This is a genomic window from uncultured Marinobacter sp. (genome assembly GCF_963974375.1).
Lineage (GTDB): Bacteria > Pseudomonadota > Gammaproteobacteria > Pseudomonadales > Oleiphilaceae > Marinobacter.
This window is the reverse complement of sequence record NZ_CAXBDN010000219.1, coordinates 1-7,657: the sequence shown is the minus strand read 5'-3', so window position 1 is coordinate 7,657 and position 7,657 is coordinate 1. Positions and strand designations below refer to the sequence as shown.

At 59.1% G+C, this 7,657-nt stretch carries 7 protein-coding genes; all 7 read left to right on the top strand.

The features are described from left to right. Positions 1–1,984 (top strand): nitrate reductase subunit alpha (locus AAC035_RS16175; RefSeq protein WP_339805961.1); only part of this gene is annotated, 1,984 nt, incomplete at its 5' end. Further along, positions 1,981–3,552, top strand: coding sequence for a nitrate reductase subunit beta (narH, locus tag AAC035_RS16170; protein ID WP_339805959.1), 1,572 nt, complete (start codon positions 1,981–1,983; stop codon positions 3,550–3,552). The genes AAC035_RS16175 and narH, both read left to right, overlap by 4 nt. Positions 3,553–3,562: 10 nt before the next feature. Continuing rightward, entirely contained in the window at positions 3,563–4,303 is a 741-nt protein-coding gene (gene narJ, locus AAC035_RS16165; RefSeq protein ID WP_339805956.1) for a nitrate reductase molybdenum cofactor assembly chaperone, read from the top strand. A gap of 19 nt (positions 4,304–4,322) precedes the next feature. Then, positions 4,323–5,000, top strand: a complete 678-nt coding sequence (narI, locus tag AAC035_RS16160) for a respiratory nitrate reductase subunit gamma (RefSeq protein ID WP_339805954.1) — start codon at positions 4,323–4,325, stop codon at positions 4,998–5,000. Positions 5,001–5,405: 405 nt separating this feature from the next. Then, positions 5,406–6,212 (top strand): peptidylprolyl isomerase, encoded by an 807-nt coding sequence (locus AAC035_RS16155; RefSeq protein ID WP_339805952.1) that lies wholly within the window; start codon positions 5,406–5,408, stop codon positions 6,210–6,212. A gap of 136 nt (positions 6,213–6,348) precedes the next feature. After that, complete coding sequence (locus tag AAC035_RS16150; protein ID WP_339805964.1) at positions 6,349–7,107, top strand: Crp/Fnr family transcriptional regulator; 759 nt, start codon at positions 6,349–6,351, stop codon at positions 7,105–7,107. Between the two features lie 73 nt (positions 7,108–7,180). Further along, complete coding sequence (locus AAC035_RS16145) at positions 7,181–7,585, top strand: ribonucleotide reductase subunit alpha (RefSeq protein ID WP_339805950.1); 405 nt, start codon at positions 7,181–7,183, stop codon at positions 7,583–7,585. Positions 7,586–7,657: the final 72 nt, after the last annotated feature.

The following is a 7,657-nucleotide window of genomic DNA, read 5'->3' as shown; positions in this document are numbered from 1 at the left end:
GACCGGCTGGCAGCCCCTGGCCTTTGGCCTCGACTGGCAGCGCCCGCCGCGCCACATGAACTCAACCTCATTCTTCTACGCCCACTCCGGACAGTGGCGCTACGAGAAACTGGGAGTCGACGAAATCCTGTCACCGCTGGCCGACAAGTCCAAATTCAGTGGCAGTCTGATTGACTACAACGTGCGTGCCGAGCGCATGGGCTGGTTGCCGTCGGCCCCGCAGCTGAACCGCAACCCGCTGGGAATTGCTGCGGAAGCAGAACAGGCCGGCATGGACGTGTCCGACTATGTTGCCAGGTCCCTGGAGGACGGCTCTCTGGCCTTCGCCAGCGAAGATCCGGAAGCGCCGGAGAACTGCCCGCGCAACCTGTTCATCTGGCGCTCCAACCTGCTGGGCTCCTCCGGCAAGGGTCACGAGTACATGCTCAAGTACTTGTTGGGCACCAAGAACGGCCTGCAGGGCAAGGATCTGGGTGTTGAAGGTGGCGTCAAGCCCCAGGAAGTGAAATGGCATGACGACGCGCCCGAGGGCAAGCTCGACCTGTTGGTGACCCTGGACTTCCGTATGTCCACCACCTGTCTGTATTCCGACATCGTGTTGCCGACGGCCACCTGGTACGAGAAGAACGACCTGAACACCTCGGACATGCACCCGTTCATTCACCCGCTGACCGCCGCTACTGATCCGGCCTGGGAAGCACGCAGTGACTGGGATATTTACAAGGGTATTGCCAAGTCCTTCTCCGCGGCATCCGAAGGGCACCTGGGTGTCGAGAAAGACGTGGTTACCCTGCCGCTGCTGCACGATGCACCGGCCGAGCTGGGCCAGCCCTTCGATGTGAAGGACTGGAAAAGGGGTGAATGCGACCTGATTCCGGGCAAGACCGCGCCCAACTTCATCACCGTTGAGCGGGACTACCCGAACACCTACGCCCGCTTTACCTCATTGGGACCGCTGCTGGAGCAACTGGGCAACGGTGGCAAGGGCATCAACTGGGATACCAAGAAGGAAGTCAGCTTCCTGAAGGAACTCAACTACACCCACCTGGACGGTGCCAACGCCGGCCGGCCGAAGATTGAAAGCGCCATCGATGCGGCCGAAGTGATTCTGACCCTGGCGCCGGAAACCAACGGACAGGTGGCGGTGAAAGCCTGGGCGGCACTGTCAGAAAAGACCGGCCTGGACCACACCCACCTGGCGAAGAACAAGGAAGAGGAAAAAATCCGCTTCCGGGACATCGTGGCGCAGCCGCGCAAGATCATTTCCAGCCCCACCTGGTCTGGCCTGGAAGATGAGCATGTGTCCTACAACGCTGGCTACACCAACGTGCACGAGCTGATCCCCTGGCGCACTCTGACCGGTCGTCAGCAGTTCTATCAGGATCACGCCTGGATGCGCGCCTTCGGTGAAAGCCTGCTGGTGTATCGCCCGCCCATCAACACCAAGGCGGTGGCGCCGATGCTGGGCAAGAAGCCCAACGGCAACCCGGAGAAAGCACTGAACTTCCTGACACCGCACCAGAAGTGGGGTATTCACAGCACCTACAGCGATAACCTGCTGATGCTGACCCTGTCCCGCGGTGGCCCCATCATCTGGCTCAGTGAAGACGATGCCAAAGAGATCGGAGTGGAAGACAACGACTGGATCGAGGTGTTCAACAGCAACGGTTCCATCTCGGCACGGGCCGTGGTCAGCCAGCGGGTGATGCCCGGCATGGTGATGATGTACCACGCCCAGGAGCGCAACGTGAACGTGCCCGGCTCTGAAATTACCGGTACCCGTGGTGGTATCCACAACTCGGTTACCCGGATCTGTCCGAAACCGACCCACATGATCGGCGGCTACGCCCAGTACTCCTACGGCTTCAACTACTACGGCACTGTCGGCTCCAACCGGGATGAGTTCGTGGTGGTTCGCAAAATGAAGAACGTGGACTGGCTCGACGGTGAAGGCAATGACTACGTTCAGGAGGCTGTAAAATGAAAATCCGTTCCCAAGTCGGCATGGTACTGAACCTGGACAAGTGTATTGGTTGCCACACATGTTCCGTCACCTGCAAAAACGTCTGGACCAGTCGTGAAGGTATGGAATACGCCTGGTTCAACAACGTTGAAACCAAGCCTGGCATCGGCTACCCGAAAGAGTGGGAGAACCAGGACAAGTGGAAAGGCGGCTGGATGCGCGACAGCTCCGGCAAGATTCGTCCGAAGATCGGTGGCCGTTTCCGGGTATTGGCGAACATTTTCGCCAATCCGGACCTGCCGGAAATTGACGACTACTATGAGCCGTTCGATTTCGACTATCAGCACCTGCATACCGCCGGTGACGTCAAGCACCAGCCGGTGGCCCGGCCCCGGTCGCTGATCTCCGGCGAGCGCATGAAGAAAATCGAATGGGGTCCCAACTGGGAAGAAATTCTGGGTACCGAGTTTGCCAAGCGTCGCAAGGACAAGAACTTCGACCAGATCCAGGCGGACATATACGGCCAGTTCGAAAGTACGTTCATGATGTACCTGCCGCGCCTGTGTGAGCACTGTCTGAACCCGACCTGTGTTGCCAGTTGCCCCAGTGGTGCCATCTACAAGCGGGAAGAAGACGGCATTGTACTGATCGATCAGGACAAGTGCCGGGGCTGGCGGATGTGTGTCTCCGGCTGCCCTTACAAAAAGATCTACTTCAACTGGAAAACCGGCAAGTCCGAGAAGTGCATCTTCTGCTACCCGCGCATCGAAGCCGGTTTGCCCACGGTTTGCTCCGAGACCTGTGTCGGCCGCATCCGTTACCTGGGTGTACTGCTGTACGATGCCGATCGCATTGAAGAAGTGGCCAGCACCCCGGGTGAGCACGAGCTGTATGAAAAGCAGCTGGAAATCTTCCTGGACCCCAACGATCCGGCTGTGATCGAGCAGGCGAAGAAAGACGGCATCCCCATGAACGTGATTGAGGCCGCCCAGCAAAGCCCGGTCTACAAGATGGCGGTGGACTGGAAACTGGCCCTGCCACTGCACCCGGAATACCGCACCCTGCCCATGGTCTGGTACGTGCCGCCCCTGAGCCCGATCCAGTCCGCAGCAGAAGCCGGCAAGGTGGAGTTCGACGGCGTACTGCCAAAGATCGAGAGCCTGCGGATTCCGGTCAAATACCTGGCCAACCTGCTGACCGCCGGTGATGAGAAGCCTGTGGTACGTGCTCTCAAACGGATCATGGCCATGCGTTTGTACAAGCGTGCCGAAACCGTGGAGGGCCGGGAAGATCTGACCGCCCTGAAAGAGGCTGGCCTGACCAAAGCCCAGGCGGACGAAATGTACCGCTACCTGGCCATCGCCAACTACGAGGATCGTTTTGTGATCCCGACCAGCCACCGTGAGCTGGCCAAAGAAGCCTTTCCGGACGCCCATGGCGAGCGCGGCGGCTGCGGCTTCAGCTTCGGCGACGGCTGCAATGGCGGCGACAGCGAGTTCAGCCTGTTCGGTGGCAAGAAACAAACCACCAGCATGGTCAGCAAGCTGGCCACCGTGAAGCACGTTGATCCCAAACAGCTGCAGGACTGAGGAAATAACCATGGAACTTCTTAAAGTAATGGCCCGGATACTTGAGTACCCGACTGAAGACCTGCAGGCCGCCAGGGACGCACTGGTTGCTGTTGTTCTCGAAGACAGCCGCCTGCCCCGGCAGAACAAGGATCAGCTGCTCACCGCCATTGACCGGGTCTGCGATACCGATCTGCTGGATTTGCAGGAGGCCTACGTGGCCACCTTCGACAAGGGCCGGGCAACCTCCTTGCTGCTGTTCGAACACGTACACGGCGAATCCCGTGACCGGGGCCAGGCCATGGTGGACCTGATGGAGCAGTACAGTGCCAATGGCCTGGAGATTGATGCGAAGGAATTGCCGGACTACCTGCCGCTGTTCCTGGAGTATCTGTCGACCCGGCCCTGGGAGGAAATCCGGAACTGGCTTGAAGATATCCATCACATCCTTGGCCTGCTGGGCGAGCGCCTTTACCAGCGCGAGAGCGTTTACCACGTGATCATGGACGCCCTGCTGGTGCTGTCCGGTCGCAAGACAGACCGCCAGGAACTGGCCCGGATTGTCGCCTCGGAAGAGCGCGACGACACCCCGGAAGCCCTCGACAAGGTCTGGGAAGAAGAAATGGTGAAGTTTGTGGATGACCAGGGCAGTTCCTGCAACACCGGCGGCGTGGTAGGCCAGCGCCGCCGCGAGCTGGAACAGACCCAGACCATCCACCTGAGTGATCAGCTGGTGACGGATGCAAGTCACCGTCAGACAGGGCGCGCGTAAAGCGCAGGAGGAAATCAACATGTCCTATCTCAATACACTGCTTTTCGGGGTATATCCCTACATCGCCCTGGCTGTTCTGTTTATCGGATCCTGGGCCCGTTATGACCACGGCCAGTTCACCTGGAAAGCCCATTCCAGTCAGATGCTGCGCAAGAAGAATATGGTCCTCGCCAGCGTGCTGTTCCATGTAGGTGTGCTGGTGGTGTTTTTCGGCCATCTGGTAGGTTTGCTGACGCCACACTGGGCTTATGAGTGGTTGATGACTCCGGGCCAGAAACAGGTGATGGCAATTGTGGTCGGAGGCATCGCAGGTGTGATGGCCATCATCGGTGGTGGCATGCTCGCCTGGCGCCGTCTGACCGACCCGCGCGTGAGGGCCAGCAGTACCTTCGCAGATAATATGATCATCATTATCCTTGTCGTCCAGTTGGCGCTCGGCCTGCTGACCATACTGCCCACCCTGGGTCATCTGGACGGTGGCACCATGCTCAAGTTCACCGCCTGGGCTCAGGGGGTTTTCACCCTGCAGGGTGGTGTGGCTGAACATGTCGCCGACGTTCACTGGATCTACAAGACCCATATCTTTCTGGGCCTGACTATCTTCGTACTCTTTCCGTTTACCCGCCTGGTACACATGCTCAGCGTGCCGGTGGAGTACTTCGGACGGAAGTATCAGGTGGTGCGGAAGCGGGCTTGACGCGGACCACTATCAAAACCTTCGTTCGCCCTGAGCTCGTCGAAGGGCGCGAACTCCGGAGTTCTCATCCTTCGACAGGCTCAGGATGAACGGGGAATGAGAGTGGCCAGTACTGAGACTCCGTTCGCCCTGAGCTCAGAGTCAGGATGAACGGGGCGTGAGTTTGGCCAGTACAGAGACTCCGTTCGCCCTGAGCTCTGAGCTTGTCGAAGAGTCGAAGGGCGCGGACTCCAGAGTTCTCATCCTTCGACTCTCCGACTCTTCGACAAGCTCAGAGCTCAAGATGAACGGTACAGGCGTTAGCACAGAAGCCCGGACGGCCGGGTGGTGGAGAAAGGCCCCCACCATCCGGCCAGCCACCACCCATGCTGGGTGATGATGAATTAGAATTCAGGAGAAAAGACCATGCAACTGATCCCGATCGGCGATGCAGAAAAGCCCAGAAACCAGTTTCCCCCGGTCTACGTGGGTGACACCCTGATTCCCGAGGCCGACATCGCCCGGGAAATGCAACATCACCCTGCCGAGGAAGCGGTTGACGCCTGGCACCAGGCCGCGAAAAGCCTGGTTATCCGTGAGTTGCTGCTGCAACAGGCCAAACAGCTGGGCCTGGACACCATCGAAGACGAAGAAGACCGCATCGCGGGCGTGCTCGAGCAGGAACTGGACGTCCCCGACCTTACCGACCAGGACTGTGAACGCTTCTACGCCGCCAACCCCGGGCGTTTTCGCAGCCCCACCATCATGGCTGTCAGCCATGTGCTGCTGGCAGCTGCGCCGGACGATGTTCAGGAGCGCATCCGTCAGGAAGAAGTCGGCAGACAGCTGCTGTCGGCGTTGCTGGATGGCCGCTCCCGTTTTGCTGACCTGGCGAAACAATACTCCGCCTGCGAATCCCGCCATCAGGGTGGCAGTCTTGGCCAGATATCCAGGGGCCAGACTGTCGAGGAATTTGAACGGCCGGTGATGAGTCTGCACGAAGGCCTGCACCCGGAACTGATCGAAAGTCGCTACGGCTGGCACATCATCCGGGTTGATCAGCGGATCGACGGTGAGCAGCTGCCTTACGAGCACGTCAAGCCGCAAATTCGCCAGTACCTGAATGAAAGTGTCACCCGTCGGGCATTTCGTCAGTACCTGCAGGTTCTTGCTGCGGAAACCTGCGTAGAGGGTGTTGATATGGAGCTGCCGGACTCTCCGCTGATGCAGTGACCGGTGTTGACCGGGGTAGGGGTTACCCCGAATCCACCCCGGTTCTACCCCCAACGGGGGAGCGTTCTGTCACTGCCAAACGCCTAACATGATCACAGTAGATCCTGGTGTTCACGCAGAGAAAAGGAGGGGCATGATGGGCGTATCCGAGTGTATCGCACATCAGGTGGGCGACAGAGCGGCAAACCATGGCACGCTGGCGTTGTCTGACGATGACATGCTGCCGGGCCTGGGCAGTCACCCACTGTTTGAGGGATTCTGCAATGACGACCTCGACGAAATTCTCAATCAGTCCCGCCAGGTGCGCCTCGATCACCATCAACTTCTGTACCGACAGGATACACCGGCCCACCACTTCTATTTTGTACTGCGGGGCCGGCTACGACTCTACCGTCTTGATGCTTCCGGGGTGGACCGCACTCTGGACAGCCTCTCTCCCGGGGATTGTTTTGCCGAAGTCATGATCTACGCTGAACCGGCCCGATACGCCTGTTACGCCGAGGCCCTGAAAGTCAGTGAGGTGATCATGATTCCGGTGCGGGCCTATCGGGAACTGCTGGCGAGTCGCCCCCAATACGCTGAAATAGCGCTGCGCCATTTCGCCGGACGGGCTGTCTCCCGTTTCCATGACCTTGAGGTGATGACCATCCAGAATGCCCGGGACCGCCTGGTGCGCTATCTGATTGACCTCATGCCGCAAGCGGTGCCCCGGGGAACCGCCCGGGAAGTGGAATTGCCCCTGCCCAAGTGTCTGGTCGCCTCCAGACTGGCTATGCAGCCTGAAACTCTCTCGCGGATGCTTGCGGAGCTTAAGTCCCTTGGCCTGGTGCGCGTCAATCGCAGCCATTTACTGATACCCGAACCCGATCGCCTGGTAGCTTTCGCCCAGGCCTAGCGCCGGCAACAGGTGCTGACATCAAGTGCCACCGGGTCTGCGGTGGCCATCCGTTATTCTGGAGAACTTGTTTATGATCACTGGCTTCAAGGATCTGCTGGAAGTGGCCCGCACTGAGTCTGAGCCACAGCGCCTGTTGTTTGTTTTCTGTAAGGCTGAGCTGCCGGAGGATGCAACAGCGGAGGAAAAAAGCGCCTTTGACCGGGGTGAGGGCGGCGCCCTGACGCCGGTAATCTGTGTCGACAAGACACCTTCCGAGGTGCCGGAGTTTGAGCGCCTGGTGGTGGAGTCGGAACAGACCGGTCAGAATTGGGATGTAGTATTTGTGGCGGCCATGTCTGGCCGTGGCGGCATTGAGCCGTCATCGGACGATGTGCAGCAGCCCATGAACATGATGGTAGAGTCGATACGGCTGGGCAAAGTGGCCAACTTTCTTCCGCTGGACCGGGCCGGGGTTTCGATCGATCTTGGGTTGTGAGGTGAGCTGCGGAGTTCTCATCCTTCGACAGGCTCAGGATGAACGGAAATGGCAGGGGCTTTTATCCCCAAT

What these genes read in the sequence shown, in the direction of transcription:
- narH (WP_339805959.1), top strand. Translation starts at nt 1,981, where the DNA reads ATGAAAATCCGTTCCCAAGTCGGCATGGTACTGAACCTGGACAAGTGT.
- narJ (WP_339805956.1), top strand. Translation starts at nt 3,563, where the DNA reads ATGGAACTTCTTAAAGTAATGGCCCGGATACTTGAGTACCCGACTGAA.
- narI (WP_339805954.1), top strand. Translation starts at nt 4,323, where the DNA reads ATGTCCTATCTCAATACACTGCTTTTCGGGGTATATCCCTACATCGCC.
- AAC035_RS16155 (WP_339805952.1), top strand. Translation starts at nt 5,406, where the DNA reads ATGCAACTGATCCCGATCGGCGATGCAGAAAAGCCCAGAAACCAGTTT.
- AAC035_RS16150 (WP_339805964.1), top strand. Translation starts at nt 6,349, where the DNA reads ATGGGCGTATCCGAGTGTATCGCACATCAGGTGGGCGACAGAGCGGCA.
- AAC035_RS16145 (WP_339805950.1), top strand. Translation starts at nt 7,181, where the DNA reads ATGATCACTGGCTTCAAGGATCTGCTGGAAGTGGCCCGCACTGAGTCT.